We start from the raw sequence: 14,811 nt of genomic DNA on the forward strand, positions 1-14,811 counted from the left end.
TAACCTCAAAGACTAATAATCTAAGCGCTCAGCAACTCGTAAAACCGAGCTGCGGGCACGAGGATTTTGTTCTAATTCTGCATCAGAAGGCTTTAGAGCCTTACTAACCGCCTTTAATTTACGCGATTTATTAAGCTCTGCTTCCATAATAGGCAATCCATATGGCACGCTTTCAGCTTGGCTATGGCGGCGAATAAAACGCTTTACCATACGGTCTTCTAACGAGTGGAAACTGATCACCGACAAACGCCCCTGTGGCGCCAATACCGTTAATGCACCTTCAAGAGCTTGATCAATCTGCTCTAGCTCGCTATTGATATAAATACGAATTGCCTGAAACACGCGCGTTGCAGGGTGCTTATTGCGTTCTTTATTTTTAGTAATACGTGCGATTAAATCGGCTAAATCTTTAGTACGTAAAAACGGTGTTTTTTCACGGTCTGCTGCAATACAGCGAGCAATATGACGAGAGTTTTTCTCTTCTCCATAGGTTTTAAATACCCATGCCATGTCTTCAATTTCAGCGCGAGCAATCCATTGAGCTGCCGTTTGCCCCTGACTGTTGTCCATACGCATGTCTAATGGTCCGTCACGTAAAAAACTAAAACCACGTTCGGCATCATCTAACTGCGGTGACGACACGCCTAAATCTAATAACACGCCATTAATTTTACCGGTCAGTCCTAACTCTTCGACATATTGTGCTAATTGACCAAAACCGCCATGTACGATTTGAAACCGCGGATCATCTGCAAATTGCTTTGCCGCTTCAATGGCTTGAGGATCGCGATCGATTGCAATTAAGCGACCGTTTTCACCCAAATGGCTCAGCACATGACGAGAATGTCCACCACGACCAAACGTGCCATCAATATAGATGCCATCACGTTGGATATTGAGACCATCAACGGTCTCATTCAGTAATACAGATAAATGGGCAAACTCTTGGCTCATTGGGTTCTTCTAACCTTTTGGTCTCTACAGTGAAAAGTGTGCCAAGCGTTCATTGCTGGCTAAATCTTGGCTGTGGATGAGTGTATTACCGTCATCCATCTGTTGTTGCCAAGCTGACTCTTCCCATAGTTCAAATTTATTCAGTAAGCCCACCAGCATGGTTTTCTTTTCTAAGCTGGCAAAACTTCGTAAAGCCGGCGGAATCACAATGCGTCCGTGGCTGTCTAGTTCACAATCTTGGGCATGACCTAGTAATTTTCGTTTAAAGGAACGTTCAAGTGGAACGGTATCTGAAAGCAATTTAAGCTTTGCTTCAATCTGCTCCCATTCATGTAATGGATAAATCAACAAACAGGCGGATTCAATATCAACAGTGATAATCACAGTACCGGCATGCTCTACACGTAACGCGTCACGGTATCTCGCAGGAATTGCGATCCGTCCTTTAGCGTCCATATTGATAGCACTGGCACCCCGAAACACGTTATGAGACCTCTTTTGTTAGCATTTGATCCACAATGATCCACTTTTTCCCACAAATGCTAAGTTTAGGGACTCTATGCAAGTGTTGTCAAGCAATGGACAGATATATTAAATCCAGACCCCAAGCGGGTTAGCAGCAAATTAATCTCAAACGGGATGAATGACAAAGCCAGTTGTTAAAAACAGCTTAAAATCAGGGTAAATGAGTTAAACCAGACACATAACGGTCATTTTATCGGCTAAAAATCGGTGGTGATCTTTTTATTAACATCTCTTAATAGCGCTAATAATCCACCTTTTGGTTGAATTAGCACCGCAATCGATGCGAATTAATCAGAATAAAAACTCACAAATTGTCGATCTTGATCATTAATTAGTGTTAAAAAAGCACTCCCATCTTTATTTGCACGGCAACTATTATGCTAAATGGCCATACTTTACGCCGCTTTCATCGCTGGTTTGCACTTTTTGCCGGGTTACAAATGGCCTTATGGATATTGTCAGGGGCCTACATGGTGTTAATGGACATCGATTTCATTCACGGTGATACACTAACATCGGCGCCCAAAAGCGTTGCTCTCACCACAGTGACTTATCCAATAACGGCGCTACTGCAACACTATCCAGACGCGAGCCAAATACGTTTAGCTCAGCGACAAGGGCAGGCATTTTATCAATTCACCTCGCAATCACAGTTAATTATTCTTAATGCCAACACGGGGTTACCGCTTGATCCTCTGACTGAACAACAAGCCAAACATATTGCGCTTAGCGCTTATACTGGAGCGGGCGTTATTAGCAGTGCGCAGTTATTTGTACAAACCGCCCCCAGTGAGTTAAACCCTAAATGGCTACCTGCGTGGCAAATTAATTTTGCCGATATTAAACAAAGTAGTTTGTATGTCTCTGCTGACACTGGACATATCGTGACCAAGCGCCATGCATACTGGCGTTTATTTGATGTCATGTGGATGCTGCATATTATGGACTATGATACGCGCGACAATATTCACAACAATCTACTGACGTTAATGGCCAGCTTGAGTTTGCTCACGGCACTGTTTGGCACAATGTTGTTATGGTTTCGCTTAAGTCACACTAAAAAGGTGGCTCGATGATCCGCTGCCAACAATTGCATAAATGGTTAGGGTTATTGATCGGCTTGCAACTACTGCTGTGGACAGTTACTGGCTTATTGCTAAACATGATTCCGTCAGCCTGGTTTTCTGCCAGCATTCATCAACAACAATCGGTAGCAGCACAAACAACACCAATAAGCCTGCAGATAACGGTGTCGATTAATGATGTGGTGAGATTATCTCACATGCCGCTTAGCGACATAGAGTTAATCAGCATTCTAGCTCGTCCGGCTTATCAACTGACTCAAGTGAATGGTCAGCAAGTGTTTGTATGGGCCGACAACCTGCAAACCACGACAAAGCATCAGCAGGTATTAAGTAGAGTGAGCCTAACTGATCTTCAAATACAACAGATCGCCCGTGCCAGTTATCGAGGCGATGCCAAGCTTGCGCCAGTAAAAGCACTTAAACTCGACAACACTATGCCTGTTGGCACATTGATGATAACCGCTAACGATGAGGTCGATACCCGTATTTATGTTAATCACCACTCAGGTAGCGTGATTGCGCATCAAAATAATCGCTCTGATTATCAACAATGGTTATTGATGTTACATTTTATGGATTACAACTCGGAAAATGGCGTAAGCTTTAATCACTTCTGGACACAGATAATTGCCGTGTTAAGCCTTATATTTGCTATCAGTGGCGTTCGGTTATTGCTGTATCAATTACAGCAGGGATTTTTCTGGTCAGCGAGAAAACGGCCAGTAACGGTAACACTCTATGATTCACAGAAATTAATCGCTCAAATCAGCGCTAAGTCGGGGTTAATGCTCGACAATATCAACAAGCATGCAAGTACTTTGCACACTAAAGGATTTATTACCGAATGTGGCGGTGGAGGTCAATGCGGCCAATGTGTGGTGCAGTATTTATCGACACCGCCTTCCGCCTGCGAGTATGACATCGCCAAATTAAGTAAACGCAAGCTAGCTCAAGGTTATCGCCTCAGTTGCCAACACATCATCAGCAATGCCGACCTTAGTTTAAGCCCGCAGCAAGTCAGCCAATGGTATGAAAATACACCGGATGTTAATCAATAATCAAAGATGATTAAATTTTAGCCTGACGATGCCGATAACAGGTATAGTTAACAACATAACGATTGTATTTATTGGCTCAGGAGGACGCGACATGAGTATCGACAGCATTTATGCCATGTTAGCAAGACCTGTGCGCGCGGTGAGCGAGCGAAGAAGGATTGTTGAGCAAGTGCGAGGCACTAGCGCTATTAGCGCCGACAGCCATGAAGCGCCGCAGTCACAATTACCCCCTCACATAACTCATAAAACCGTTGTTGCCAAAAAAGTCCTTGTCCGCAAAGAGCGCCGCTCAACATTACGCAGCATAGATGACAAAAAGAGTGATGGCAGTCGATTAAGAAGAATGAACACTGACGAGCGCTTTTCCACTCGTGGAGAAACCGCCAGCCAGCTTATTGATATAGAGATATAAGCCTTATTTTTTAATCTCGACCGAATTATTGTGGAGGACTATTAGGGCTCACTTGCGACACCGCTTTTTTCCAGCCAGCGTAAATTTCAGCTCTGTGGTCATGATCCATCGTAGAAATAAATTCGCGCTCAGTAGATAACATGGCTTTTAGTTGATCAGTAGACTCCCACACACCAACCGCTAAACCTGCTAAAAATGCCGCGCCCATTGCCGTTGTTTCGGTCACTAATGGTCGAATCACTTTCGCCCCTGTAATATCGGCTTGAAATTGCATTAAAAAGTCATTAGCCACCGCACCGCCATCGACGCGGATTTCGGTTAGTGGCACATCCGAATCTTTACTCATTGCATCCAACACATCACGCGATTGATATGCAATGGCTTCTAACGCTGCACGTATAATATGGTTACGATTCGCCCCACGAGTAAGCCCAATAATGGCACCACGGGCATCTGCATCCCAGTATGGCGCGCCTAATCCAACAAAAGCAGGGACTAAATACACACCATTGGTGTCATCCACTTTTTCGGCAAAATATTGGGTATCGCAAGCATCTGCAATTAAGCCTAGCTCATCGCGCAGCCATTGAATTACCGCCCCGCCCATAAAGACAGACCCCTCTAGCGCATAGTTAACTTTAGCGTCGGCACCAATGGCTACTGTGGTTAACAATCCATGTGTCGACTCAACCGCTTTCTCGCCAGTATTCATCAATAAAAAGCACCCAGTTCCGTAGGTATTTTTAGCCATACCCGGTTCGATACAAAGCTGGCCAAATAGCGCAGATTGTTGGTCGCCTGCCATACCCGCAACCGGAACATGGTTACCTGCCAGTTCGGTGTAACCATAGATGGCGCATGACGGTTTGATGCTTGGCAGCATGGCGCGTGGAATATCAAATAACTCAAGTAAATCTTGATCCCATTCTTGGGTGTGAATATTAAAGAGCATGGTGCGTGATGCATTAGTCGGCTCGGTAACATGCACTTCACCTTGGGTAAGTTTCCACACTAACCATGTGTCAACCGTACCAAACAATAAATCACCGGCCTCGGCTTGTTCGCGAGCACCTTCAACATTGTCTAAAATCCATTTGATTTTTGAAGCAGAAAAATACGGGTCTAATACCAGTCCAGTTTTTTGGCGCACCATCTCTTCGGCGCCTTGCGCTTTAAGTTGTTGGCAAATACCTTGGCTACGACGACATTGCCATACAACCGCATTACAAATAGGTTTGCCAGTGTGCTTATTCCATACAATGGTGGTTTCGCGTTGATTAGTAATACCAATGGCAGCCACATCATGACGGCTTATGCCTGCACGCGTTAACACTTCAACCAATACTGAGCTTTGCGATGACCAAATCTCCATCGGGTCATGCTCAACCCACCCTGCTTGAGGATAATGCTGAGTAAACTCTCGATGCGCAACGGCGACAATATTCGCTTGGTGATCAAACACAATGGCACGAGAACTGGTGGTACCCTGGTCTAACGCGACGATGTATTTCTTAGCAACCATCTGATTTCCTATATCATTTTGACATGATTATTTTTATATGATTTATCTGCTTAATAAGCCAATAGCACATCCTACATCGACATATAAATTTAATGCAAGTATTAGTCTGTGTTTCACAGTAATAGCAAATGGCTTATATTTCTTATGATGGTACTTCCTACCAATAACCTTTCTTTAATAAAAAGCCATCCTGGCAGCATCAACGTTATCATCATAGTATAAAAAAGCCCCGCAAATGCGAGGCCCAGTGAGCTAGATTACAAAGACTTTTACATCTTATAGCTTAGTTGTACACCGGTTAACCATACATCACCAGTGGCTTCACCATTGAAGTCGATAGATGCGAGACCAAGTAAGTCTTGAGATTCGCTTATCGGTGCATTACCGTGCATACGAATATAAGTGACACCAAGATCGACACTCAAGTTTTCAGACACTTGGTAGCCAGTCCCCATACTAAACCAGAAACGATCTGTGTCTGGAATAGTGGTAGTACGGTGTTCATCATCGACTGCCGTTTTATCAAGTGCAAAACCTGCGCGTAACGTCCACTGATCGTTTACGGTGTAGGTTGTACCAATTGCATAGCGCCAGCTGTCTTTAAAGTTTTCTTCTTTCACAATATCTGACTCAATATCACCAGTCGGTTTAACCTCTCCAGGGAAGTAAGCCACTAGTCGCTCAAATGTACTCCACTCTGTCCAATTGATGCTGGCATGCATCGCCCAGTTCTCTGTTAGTTGGTGATAAGAAGCCAGTTCAGCAAAAGCAGGCAGTTCGATAGGCAGATAGCCATCAATCTTAATATCTTGTCCGCCGTCATACACCACACCAGAGACTGTACCGTCTAAATCTAGGTCGACACCACTGTGATAAGCCAATCCGATGCGGTTGCTGGTATTGATTTGCCAGCTCGCACCAGCTTTCCAACCATAGCCAATGTCATCACCTTCCATTGATTTAAGTTCTGTACCTGCCGATGGTAAACGTGCTGATATGCTTGCTGGCACATTAGGGTTGGCACTAATGGCACCAATCCAAGCTGGCGTTGTTGCGCTAACTTCCCCTTCGCCATACACCATACGAAGGCCGGCACCCACAGTAAACTCATCATCAATGCGATACGCGATGTTAGGATTAAATTCAACCGTAGTGATGGCTGTGTGGCTACCAAAAATAGCTGCCGCACTTGTTTTGTCGGTTTCGGTGGCTAGGCCATAGTTAGCATTAACCGCAAGACCCCAAGTCCAATGATCATTCAATTGGTTAGAGTAATAAAAATTAGGTACGAGTGCATTATCTGCAACATCGATTTCATCAGCATTCATCACAACTGCATCTGGGCCTAACAAAGGAGAGGTGACACTCACGTCGCCTAACACATCGACATCAGGCATCACGTAAATACCGCCTGTAGAAAGCTGACGGCCTTCAAGATACGCTAGCATTGCTGGGTTACGCGCTTGAGTTGAGGCATTGTCTGCGATGGCAGCTTCACCCGCATACGCTCGGCCCAAACCGGTAGCTGAAGATTCTGCAAGCTGAAAACCTGCTGCGTTGACTTGAGTTGTTGCCCCAAAGACAATGGCGCTAATCGCCAATGTTAACACTGTTTTTTTCATTTTCATTCTCTGTGCTTAAGATTCATACTGCTTAAATCGACCAAAATAGAGCAAAAGCTCGATTCAAATGAGGGCATCAGTGTACGGATCCAAAACCGCTTTGCAACTGGCGTCAGCTTGCACAATGGAGACAATGGTAAGAATTGAAACTGTGATCTAGCGCAAGGTTTTAATTTGTATGAGTGGGTGAAAACGTAAAAATATAAATAACTGTACGCTCAAATATAATCATCGACAGAAAACAAAAAAAATATCTATAAAAAACATAAGCATAGACAACGAAAAATAGCACACCAGTTAGCTTTAACGGTCAATTTTAGTCGCTTATGTTCACGTGCCACAGAATGATTTAACCTCTTGCAAACATAAATTAATTTACAAATAAAAATAAAAAAACCTCTCTTTGCGAGCAAAAAGAGGTTTTCAACACAGAACTATCACTCATGGTTCATTTATCTAGCCAATTAATTAGTCAATTAACTAGTTAATCAGCAGTGTCATAAGCACTCACTGCGGGAGCCTAAGCCGTATAAATGACATTGTAAATCGCTTACGCATACCATGGTGGAATTTGGGTTTCATAGTCACTGATGTGCTGTTCAAATGACAAGGTTAAACCTATCGCATCAAGACCATTAAGCAGTTTATGCCTAGCGGATTCAACCAAACTAAAGTTAAATACAGCACCAGAAGGTGAAGTTACCTTTAAGGCTTGTAAATCGACGGTAATTTGTGCACCTTCTTCGGCTGCAACTTCATCGATTAATTGCTGTACTTGCTCTGCAGGTAACTTAACTGGCAATAGGCCGTTATTGATTGAGTTGCCGTAAAAAATATCCGCAAATGTCGGGGCAATAATCACTCTTAGTCCAAAATCAGCTAAGGCCCACGGCGCATGCTCGCGCGATGAACCACAACCAAAGTTTTCTTGGGCTAATAAAATTGATGCGCCTTTATAACGTGGCTGATTAAGTACAAAATCAGGATTGGGTTTATCGCCTGCATCATCCAAATAACGCCAATCATGGAATAAATGTACGCCAAAACCATCACGAGTCACTTTAGATAAAAATTGCTTCGGAATAATCTGATCGGTGTCGATATTTGCACTGTCGATGGTTACCGCTAAACCGGTATGGGCAGTAAATGCTTGCATGTTTATCTCCTATCTCGGTTTAGTAAGGTTGACGAATATCGACAAAGTGACCCGCTATCGCTGCTGCTGCAGCCATTGCTGGGCTAACTAAATGCGTTCGACTACCACGACCTTGTCGACCTTCAAAGTTACGGTTACTGGTTGATGCACAACGGTCGCCCGCTTCTAAGCGATCATCGTTCATCGCTAAACACATAGAGCAACCCGGTAAGCGCCATTCAAAACCAGCTTCAATAAAGATTTTATCTAGGCCTTCTGCTTCTGCTTGCAGTTTTACCTGGCCAGAACCCGGTACCACAATCGCCACAACACCTTCTGCCACCTTACGGTTTTTGGCATGCACAGCTGCTGAGCGTAAATCTTCAATACGTGAATTAGTACAAGAGCCAATAAACACCTTATTAATGCTGATGTCTGTCATTTTGGTACCCGGCGTTAAGCCAATGTACTCTAATGCTTTAATCATACTGGTGCGGTTGGTCATGTTCGGCTCATCTTGCGGATTAGGCACCACGGCATCAATGGCCACAACTTGCCCAGGGTTAGTACCCCAGGTTAATTGTGGTGCGATGTCGTTCGCATCTAAAACCACTTCAGCATCAAACACGGCATCAGCATCAGTTTTAAGATCAGACCATGCTGCAACAGCTTGCTCCCACATCGCATCTTTTGGTGCAAACTCACGGCCTTTTAAATAATTAAAGGTGGTTTGGTCTGGTGCCACCATACCGGCTTTAGCGCCCATTTCGATAGCCATGTTACACAAGGTCATACGGCCTTCCATGGTTAATGCTTCAATAGCTTCACCACAAAACTCAACCACATAACCGGTACCGCCATCCATACCTAACTTGCCGATAATAGCTAATACGATATCTTTGGCAGTGACGCCATCGGTCACCTTGCCGCGCACTTCTACTTTCATTGTTTTGGCTTTTAACTGGCGCAGTGTTTGGGTGGCAAGCACGTGCTCAACCTCTGAGGTACCAATACCAAATGCCAATGCGCCAAATGCACCATGGGTTGCGGTGTGCGAGTCGCCACAGACAATCACCGTACCGGGTAAAGTAATACCCAGTTCTGGCCCCATTACATGAACAATCCCTTGATTAGGATGGTGAATGTCGTATAAACGCACACCAAACGCTTTACAGTTTTGCGCTAAGGTTTCAACTTGCGTACGTGCCATTGGGCTTAACGCATCTAAACTTGCACTGCGTGTTGAAGTGTTATGATCCATGGTGGCAAAGGTTTTTTCTGGAGCACGTAATTTACGGCCTGCCACTTTTAAACCACTAAAGGCTTGAGGAGAGGTCACTTCATGCACTAAATGGCGATCAACATACACTATTGGCGCTTCGCCTTCTGGGCTCGCCACAATATGCGCATCCCACACTTTTTCATATAAGGTTTTACCTGTTACTTGAGCCATTACACACCTTCCTGAATTGCTTGAGCAATATAATCACCCATTTGTGCTGTCGACTTAGCTTCGCTGCGCTTATCTGCCGTTAACAGTTCACCGGTTAAGTAACCATTTGATAATGCTTTGGTGACTGCACGCTCAATGGCGTTTGCTGCATCTTCTTGTTTTAAGCTGTGACGTAACATTAATGCCGCAGATAAAATTTGCGCAACGGGGTTGGCAATGCCTTGACCTGCAATATCTGGCGCACTGCCGCCTGCGGGTTCAAATAAACCAAAACCTGTGCTGTTCATACTAGCTGATGATAATAAGCCCATCGAGCCGGTTAACATGGCAATTTCATCTGACAAAATATCGCCAAATAAGTTTGAACATAACATCACGTCAAATTCGTCAGGACGACGCAACAGCTGCATAGTCGCGTTATCAATATAGATGTGCTCTAAGGTCACATCCGGAAAGTCTTTAGCAACCTCTTCAACAACCTGACGCCATAAGACTGAACACGCTAACACGTTAGCTTTGTCTACCGAAGTCACTTTGTTTTTACGGCCACGGGCCGCTTCGAATGCAATGCGGGCAATACGGCTGATCTCGCGGCGACTATAGCGCATGGTATCAAACGCTTCTTCGTCATCACCTTCACCTTGACGACCTTTTGGTTTGCCAAAGTAAATGCCTCCGGTTAACTCGCGCACGCACAATACATCAAAACCACGGGCTGATATGTCACTGCGCAATGGTGACATATGCTCTAAACCATCGTGTAATTTTGCTGGGCGTAAATTACAAAATAGCTCAAAATGGCCCCGTAATGGTAATAATGCGCCACGTTCTGGCTGATCATTAGGCGGTAAGTGTTCCCATTTAGGGCCGCCAACACTGCCAAATAAAATCGCATCAGCGGATTCACAACCTTTTAAGGTAGCGTCAGGCAAAGGACAACCATGATTATCAATGGCGATGCCGCCAACATCATATTCGGTGTAGTTAATATCCAATCCAAAACGTGTTTCTACAGCACTTAACACTTTACGTGCTTCAGCCATTACTTCTGGACCAATACCATCACCCGACAAAACTGCTATTTGATAATTCATACGCCACCTAACTCCCTTTCTTTATGGATCTGCTGTTTAAAATCAGCCACTTTATCTGCGCGATATACTAAATTCATCACATGCACTAACGCTTGTGCTGAAGCTTCAACGACGTCTGTTGCTAAACCCACACCGTGGAACATTTGTTCGTTATATTTAGCGGTAATATCAACTTGTCCTAGTGCATTTTGACCTTCGCCTTTTGCACTTAACTTGTAATTAGTAATATTGATTTTACGTTCTGTTGCTCTGGCAATGGCATTATAGGCCGCATCGACAGGACCATTGCCTGTGGCAGCCTCAGTAATATCTTTACCATCAACAGCAATACGTACCGTGGCTGTCGCTACACCTTCTGTAGAATCTGAATGCACCATCATGTGCTGAAGCTGATACTTATCGTCGTCTTGCGCTTGCGACTCCATAAACACCAAGGCTTCTAAATCGTAATCGAATACCTGACCTTTTTTATCCGCTAGGGTTAAAAACTGCTCGTAAAGGCTGTCCATGTCATAGTCAGTTGGTTTGTAGCCCATTTCTTCCATGCGATGTTTAATCACATGACGGCCTGAGCGCGAGGTCATGTTTAAGTTGTTACGATTAAGACCGATACTTTCTGGCGTCATAATTTCGTAGGTATTTTTGGCTTTTAGCATGCCGTCTTGATGAATACCTGACGAGTGCGAAAATGCATTAGTACCGACAATCGCTTTGTTTGCTTGAATAGGCATATTGCAAAGCTGACTCACTAACGACGATGTACGGTGGATCTCTTTAGCATTAATACCGCAATCCAAATCAAGTAAACCTTTTCGAGTTGCCAGGATCATCGCGATTTCTTCTAGTGAGCAGTTACCTGCACGCTCACCAATACCATTAATAGTACATTCAATTTGGCGCGCGCCCATTTCAACCGCGGCAATCGAGTTAGCCACCGACAAACCTAAATCATCATGACAATGCACTGAAATAACCGCTTGGTCGATATTGGGCACGCGATTAAAAAGCGTTTTAATAATGCCACCAAACTCACTTGGCACGGTATAACCAACGGTATCAGGAATATTAATGGTACGAGCCCCAGCTTTAATCGCTTCCTCAACCATACGGCACAAATTATCTATTGGCGTACGGCCAGCATCTTCACATGAGAACTCAACATCATCGGTAAAACGTCTGGCGTATTTAACCGCATTAACGGCCATTTCTAATACATCATCGAAAGAACGTTTTAATTTACTTTCGACATGAATCGTCGAGGTAGAAATAAAAGTATGAATACGGAACTGATCAGCAACTGATAAAGCTTGTGCGGCGGCATCAATGTCTTTTTCAAGCGCACGAGATAGCGCACACACACGACTGTTTTTAATGGTTTTAGCAATAGTTTGCACTGAGTGAAAATCGCCAGGAGACGACACAGGAAACCCCACTTCCATCACATCAACGCCCAAACGCTCAAGAGCCAACGCAATTTGCAGCTTTTCTTTAACGGTTAAGCTCGCGGCAAGTGCTTGCTCACCATCACGTAACGTAGTATCAAAAATTATGACTCTATCGGACATCGAATTTCTCCATCGACCATCTTGTATGTATTTCACCTAACTGCAAACATCACAACTGGCTCGTTTCAAAAGGGCTATAAACAAAAAACCCCGCGGCTATTAGCGCGGGGTTTGTGTATGCTGAATAATTTATCTCGCATGTAACACAAAGGACTCCGCGCAGTCTATGCGAGAGAGGAGAAGGAGTCCGAGTAAAATCGATTGTGTGTTCATGGTTTTAGTATTCACTTAAAATAATTTTATATTCACATTACGTAATATTGAGTAAATAAATATTCTGTATAAATTTCTCTATAGCTAATATTTAACGCGAGCAGGCTCCGCTGTCAACCCTAAATTACTCAACTTGAGAAAGATTACGACGTACTAGTACCTCATTACGCTCAGCACATGCAATCTGGCCACAGCTCAGAGGGCATATTTTTATCATAAGTACCTAACAGTGCTAGATCAAAATTTGTGAACTTAAGTGGCTGCATCGTTTATATATTTATGTATCCACGATTAAAAAATCGTATACTTCAAGCAACCCAATTTGAGTAGATGTAACCGATGACCCGTTCGAAAGAAGCCAATAAATATAAATTTAATCGCATTATGAGCTTTATGGTTAGTTTATTGCTTTTTACCATCGCGGCACCGGCATTATCTCTGCCTTCGCAAGAGCTATTACTCAGTGACGACATCGTCCAGAAAACTCAGTCACTCAATGTCAGTGAACAATTGGATGTGATTAGTAATATCAATTCGCAAAAATCAGAAGACGCAAGAACACTCATAACCGCGCTTGAACGCCAACAAAGCACTCAATCTTTTAGCAACATAGAAACCCTGCGACTAAGCTTATTACGTTGCTTTAATTTACTCGAGTTTAGTGATTTTGATCATGCTATCACACTTGCAAAGCAAGGTGAGCTCAAGGCGAGACAGCTAAAATACGATGTCGCTAGGCCTTATTTTATTCAGTGCGAAGCTGCTGCAAATCAAAGCCTTGGTAATGTATTGCAAGAACAGCTTCTGACAGAAGAGGCATTGAGACTAGCAAGACGGTATTCAGAACAACAAGCTATTGTTAATAGTCTTTTTCTCAGTAGTTATCAAAGTACAAGTCTAGAAAACTATAATAAATCAATCGAAAACTTAAGAATTTCATTAGATGCTTTTGAGGATGCTAGGACTCAGTTTCAGCATTGGTATTTAGTGCCTAAATCTTACGTTTTATCAGAAATCACTAATGTGTTTTTCTCTATGGGAGATTTTAAAGAGGCATTACACTTTGCCGAGTTAGCATATAATGACCCATCCACTTTTGGTAAACTTTCTTTTGCTTTTGCAGTAAATTTAGCACGGATTAATATTGCACTAAACGATAAAAAACAAACACAGTTTTACCTTCAAGAAGCAGAAGCTTTAACTACAAAAAAAGCATCAGAAAGAGATCTAACTACTTCAAATGCTATATTGGCATCAATCCATTTATATGTAGGCGATTATGAAATAGCTGAACAACTATCATTGTCAAGCATCGAATTATTTAAAAAATACAAAGAACCTATTAACATTATGCGTATCAAGCGCACATTAGCACAAGTATATCTCGCGCAGAAAAAAGATACTCAAGCAATATCATTGCTCAATGAGATTATCGAGCAAGCTAACGAACTTAAACAATTTTCCGATCTGGAAGAGTTTACTCAGATCATTAGTGAATATTATGCAGCAAACAATCAGTTTGAATTAGCTTATCAATTTCAGGTGCAACGCTTTGATGCAACCAAACAAGCCACCGCTAAACTCAATAGCGCTCACTTTACCCAGTATCAAGCCCGCTTAGCAGAGCAAAATACCCCCCAACCTATCGATGAAGAACCAACATCTAATATTAATCAAAATCTTGCGATTACCGCATTGATTATCTTATTGTTATCGATTGGTTTAGTGCTCTTTCTAACTAAAAAACCACAAACGGTATTAGTCGACAAAAAAGAAGAAACTCAACAACAACGGATTGACAACGCACTGCTCAATGCCAAACAAGGTCATTATCAAATGAGTATGTTACTGGTTAATATCAATCGTATCCGTCAGGTGGATATTCCCTATGTTGAACAGCAGTTTCAATTGGCATTAAGAGAGCAAGATCTGTTATTTCGCCATAGCCTCGATGAATTAATTATTTTGTTGCCCCACACATCATCTGCCGGTGCAACACGCGTCATGCATCAGATAGAACAGATACTCAGCAATTGGAAAAGCGATGTTAAAACCAGTATTGGTCTGGCGAGTTTACAACAGTTAGACACATTTGAAGTCTTGATGAAGCGAGCGATATTAAATCAATTGAGTAAAATGAAACCACAAGACACCAAAGTCACTTAACTGATAT

The 14,811-nt window shown here is 43.1% G+C and carries 12 protein-coding genes; 4 read left to right on the top strand and 8 right to left on the bottom strand.

The annotated features are described in order from the left end of the window. Window positions 1-12 precede the first annotated feature (12 nt). Together rsmH and mraZ are read right to left on the bottom strand one after the other, a co-directional pair. Complete coding sequence (gene rsmH, locus AC19MV_RS18625; RefSeq protein WP_432403754.1) at window positions 13-954, bottom strand: 16S rRNA (cytosine(1402)-N(4))-methyltransferase RsmH; 942 nt, start codon at window positions 952-954, stop codon at window positions 13-15. A gap of 24 nt (window positions 955-978) precedes the next feature. After that, on the bottom strand, window positions 979-1,437 hold the full coding sequence (gene mraZ / locus AC19MV_RS18630; RefSeq protein ID WP_432403752.1) for a division/cell wall cluster transcriptional repressor MraZ: 459 nt from the start codon (window positions 1,435-1,437) through the stop codon (window positions 979-981). 419 nt (window positions 1,438-1,856) lie between these two features. On the opposite strand from mraZ, the gene AC19MV_RS18635 reads away from it, so the two are divergent. The 3 genes from AC19MV_RS18635 to AC19MV_RS18645 all read left to right on the top strand — a co-directional run bounded on the left by AC19MV_RS18635 (window position 1,857) and on the right by AC19MV_RS18645 (window position 4,034). Further along, window positions 1,857-2,555 (top strand): peptidase, encoded by a 699-nt coding sequence (locus AC19MV_RS18635; RefSeq protein ID WP_498309420.1) that lies wholly within the window; start codon window positions 1,857-1,859, stop codon window positions 2,553-2,555. Continuing rightward, entirely contained in the window at window positions 2,552-3,622 is a 1,071-nt protein-coding gene (locus AC19MV_RS18640; RefSeq protein WP_498309422.1) for a PepSY domain-containing protein, read from the top strand. The genes AC19MV_RS18635 and AC19MV_RS18640 overlap by 4 nt, the downstream gene beginning before the upstream one ends. Window positions 3,623-3,713: 91 nt before the next feature. Next, the gene (locus tag AC19MV_RS18645; RefSeq protein ID WP_498309424.1) at window positions 3,714-4,034 is read left to right on the top strand and encodes a hypothetical protein; all 321 of its coding nucleotides are present in this window, start codon (window positions 3,714-3,716) and stop codon (window positions 4,032-4,034) included. A 25-nt stretch (window positions 4,035-4,059) separates the two neighbouring features. On the opposite strand, the gene glpK is transcribed toward AC19MV_RS18645, so the two are convergent. The 6 genes from glpK to leuA all read right to left on the bottom strand — a co-directional run bounded on the left by glpK (window position 4,060) and on the right by leuA (window position 12,425). Then, window positions 4,060-5,556, bottom strand: coding sequence for a glycerol kinase GlpK (glpK, locus tag AC19MV_RS18650; RefSeq protein ID WP_432403744.1), 1,497 nt, complete (start codon window positions 5,554-5,556; stop codon window positions 4,060-4,062). 269 nt (window positions 5,557-5,825) lie between these two features. Further along, window positions 5,826-7,178 (bottom strand): outer membrane protein transport protein, encoded by a 1,353-nt coding sequence (locus AC19MV_RS18655; protein ID WP_498309426.1) that lies wholly within the window; start codon window positions 7,176-7,178, stop codon window positions 5,826-5,828. Between the two features lie 550 nt (window positions 7,179-7,728). Next, window positions 7,729-8,334, bottom strand: coding sequence for a 3-isopropylmalate dehydratase small subunit (gene leuD / locus AC19MV_RS18660; RefSeq protein ID WP_432403739.1), 606 nt, complete (start codon window positions 8,332-8,334; stop codon window positions 7,729-7,731). A gap of 19 nt (window positions 8,335-8,353) precedes the next feature. After that, window positions 8,354-9,766: a 3-isopropylmalate dehydratase large subunit gene (gene leuC / locus AC19MV_RS18665; RefSeq protein WP_498309428.1), complete on the bottom strand. Its 1,413-nt coding sequence runs from the start codon at window positions 9,764-9,766 to the stop codon at window positions 8,354-8,356. Then, window positions 9,766-10,860 carry a 3-isopropylmalate dehydrogenase gene (leuB, locus tag AC19MV_RS18670; protein ID WP_498309430.1) on the bottom strand — a complete coding sequence of 365 codons (1,095 nt, stop codon included), beginning with the start codon at window positions 10,858-10,860 and terminating at the stop codon, window positions 9,766-9,768. Before leuB ends, leuC begins: the two co-directional genes overlap by 1 nt. Further along, window positions 10,857-12,425 carry a 2-isopropylmalate synthase gene (gene leuA / locus AC19MV_RS18675; RefSeq protein ID WP_498309432.1) on the bottom strand — a complete coding sequence of 523 codons (1,569 nt, stop codon included), beginning with the start codon at window positions 12,423-12,425 and terminating at the stop codon, window positions 10,857-10,859. The genes leuB and leuA overlap by 4 nt, the downstream gene beginning before the upstream one ends. A gap of 552 nt (window positions 12,426-12,977) precedes the next feature. Here leuA and AC19MV_RS18680 point away from each other — a divergent pair. Continuing rightward, window positions 12,978-14,804, top strand: coding sequence for a diguanylate cyclase domain-containing protein (locus AC19MV_RS18680; protein WP_498309434.1), 1,827 nt, complete (start codon window positions 12,978-12,980; stop codon window positions 14,802-14,804). Window positions 14,805-14,811: the final 7 nt, after the last annotated feature.

It is taken from the genome of Shewanella sp. MF05913 (assembly GCF_059758095.1).

Excerpts from the sequence above, each read along its gene's own strand:
- AC19MV_RS18655 (WP_498309426.1), bottom strand. The coding sequence starts at position 7,178 with ATGAAAAAAACAGTGTTAACATTGGCGATTAGCGCCATTGTCTTTGGG.
- AC19MV_RS18645 (WP_498309424.1), top strand. The coding sequence starts at position 3,714 with ATGAGTATCGACAGCATTTATGCCATGTTAGCAAGACCTGTGCGCGCG.
- glpK (WP_432403744.1), bottom strand. The coding sequence starts at position 5,556 with ATGGTTGCTAAGAAATACATCGTCGCGTTAGACCAGGGTACCACCAGT.
- AC19MV_RS18640 (WP_498309422.1), top strand. The coding sequence starts at position 2,552 with ATGATCCGCTGCCAACAATTGCATAAATGGTTAGGGTTATTGATCGGC.
- leuC (WP_498309428.1), bottom strand. The coding sequence starts at position 9,766 with ATGGCTCAAGTAACAGGTAAAACCTTATATGAAAAAGTGTGGGATGCG.
- AC19MV_RS18635 (WP_498309420.1), top strand. The coding sequence starts at position 1,857 with ATGCTAAATGGCCATACTTTACGCCGCTTTCATCGCTGGTTTGCACTT.
- AC19MV_RS18680 (WP_498309434.1), top strand. The coding sequence starts at position 12,978 with ATGACCCGTTCGAAAGAAGCCAATAAATATAAATTTAATCGCATTATG.
- leuA (WP_498309432.1), bottom strand. The coding sequence starts at position 12,425 with ATGTCCGATAGAGTCATAATTTTTGATACTACGTTACGTGATGGTGAG.
- rsmH (WP_432403754.1), bottom strand. The coding sequence starts at position 954 with ATGAGCCAAGAGTTTGCCCATTTATCTGTATTACTGAATGAGACCGTT.
- leuD (WP_432403739.1), bottom strand. The coding sequence starts at position 8,334 with ATGCAAGCATTTACTGCCCATACCGGTTTAGCGGTAACCATCGACAGT.
- leuB (WP_498309430.1), bottom strand. The coding sequence starts at position 10,860 with ATGAATTATCAAATAGCAGTTTTGTCGGGTGATGGTATTGGTCCAGAA.